Below are 2021 nucleotides of genomic sequence, written 5' to 3' on the forward strand. Positions count from 1 at the left end.
ACATTTAATTGATTTAATCCCTCAGCGGCTAACTGGGGGGTGATAATAGTTTCTCCCTTCACCTGCACATAGTCGCGCACTCGTTTTAATAAACGATTGGCAATGCGTGGAGTTCCCCGACTGCGACGGGCAATTTCGATCGCACCCGCTTCGGTAATGGGAATATTAAAAATATTAGCACTTCTGAGCATAATTGCCGTCAATTCCTCAACTGTATAGAAACGCAGACGTTGAATCATGCCAAAACGATCGCGTAAAGGGGAAGTTAAAGAGCCAACTTTGGTAGTAGCACCGATTAAAGTAAAGGGAGGTAAAGAAATACTGCGAATTTTCGCTGCTTGACCCTTACCAATCGTCACATCCAGCCGATAATCCTCCATCGCTGGGTATAATAACTCCTCCGTCACCCGATTCAGTCGATGAATTTCGTCGATAAAAAGAATATCCCGGGGTTGAAGATTGATCAGGATGCCGGTAATATCCCGGGGACGCTCTAAAGCGGGGGCGGCGGTAATGCGGCAATTTACTCCCATCTCGGCCGCTAAAATTAAAGCCATGGTGGTTTTTCCTAACCCCGGCGGTCCGTAGAAGAGTAAATGATCGATCGCTTCTTGTCTAGCTTTGGCCGCGGCGATGGTGACTTTTAGATTAGCCTTTAAGTCCTGTTGACCGATATAATCCTCTAGGGATTGCGGACGAATCTGCGCTGCTGCTTTTTCCGTTTCTTCTATAGTGGGATTGGGAGTGAGCAGATTTTCCTCGGCAGCCGGGGGGGAATTGTGCGATCGTTTGATGGCCATTGTTACAATCAAGAGTCTAGGATATGTTAGCGAAGCGGATTTTGCCTTGTTTGGATGTCAATAAAGGTCGGGTAGTTAAAGGGGTTAATTTTGTCAATCTTCAGGATGCTGGCGACCCCGTGGAGTTAGCCCGCTTGTATAATCAGGCAGGGGCCGATGAGTTGGTTTTTCTTGATATTACTGCTACCCATGAAGATCGCGACACGATTATTGATGTAGTCTATCGTACGGCGGAACAGGTTTTTATTCCTCTGACAGTGGGTGGCGGTATCCAATCCTTAGAAAATATTAAAAATTTGTTAAGAGCCGGGGCCGATAAAGTCAGCATTAACTCGGCTGCCGTGCGCGAGCCGAAATTGCTCGATCGAGCCAGCGATCGCTTTGGGAAACAGTGTATTGTGGTGGCGATCGATGCTAGACGACGTAAGGATGGGCATAACCCCGGTTGGGAGGTTTATGTTCGGGGTGGACGCGAAAATACGGGTATTGATGCTTTATTATGGGCGCAAGAAGTGGAAAAACGCGGGGCGGGTGAGTTGTTAGTTACCAGTATGGATGCTGACGGCACGCAAGCGGGTTACGATCTGGCCTTGACAAAAGCGATCGCTGAAAGGGTGGAGATTCCTGTGATTGCTTCGGGAGGAGCGGGTAATTGTCAGCATATCTACGAAGCATTGACGGAAGGGCGGGCAGAAGCAGCTTTATTGGCTTCTTTGCTCCATTATGGTCAATTAACCATCGCTGAGGTCAAAAATTATCTGCAAAATCACCAAGTCCCCGTGCGTTAGCTAGGGAAAATGAGAGCAAGATTTACAGAACTTAATCTGGTGATTGAGTCGCTTTTCCTGGAAAAGGATTTCTTCAGGCTGCAACCCAAGAAGAGCAAGGTTTAGACCTAAGCTAAGACACATTTTAACCCCTTACTGTTGCCTCTTGCCTAATCTCAACAAGCAATTTAAATTCCCGGGCAGTTTATTACCTAAAATGTCGGATGAATGCCCCGATCGAGAAACCGGCAAAAATCCCTGTTTTTAACTTCAGTCCGATTATCCCTGGGGAAAATTATGTATTAGAATAGATGAAAGTTAACAAAATTTAAAATATGTTAGTTCCGATTCTCATCTTTGACCTCGGTCTTGTGGCTTGGTCATTGCATCTGATGCAGCAAGCGTTCGACAAGCAAGAGTTTTCCTTGATGCTGGCGGGAACCTTGGTGGCAGC

General features: G+C 46.7%; 2 protein-coding genes. One reads left to right on the forward strand and one right to left on the reverse strand.

The annotated features are described in order from the left end of the window. A partial coding sequence (ruvB, locus tag PX481_RS24940) for a Holliday junction branch migration DNA helicase RuvB (RefSeq protein WP_288096626.1) occupies positions 1-800 on the reverse strand: 800 nt, incomplete at its 3' end. A 23-nt stretch (positions 801-823) separates the two neighbouring features. On the opposite strand from ruvB, the gene hisF reads away from it, so the two are divergent. Then, a complete protein-coding gene (gene hisF / locus PX481_RS24945; RefSeq protein ID WP_002759674.1) occupies positions 824-1588 on the forward strand; it encodes an imidazole glycerol phosphate synthase subunit HisF in 765 nt (254 codons plus the stop codon). Positions 1589-2021: the final 433 nt, after the last annotated feature.

Source organism: Microcystis sp. M53603_WE2 (genome assembly GCF_030065435.1).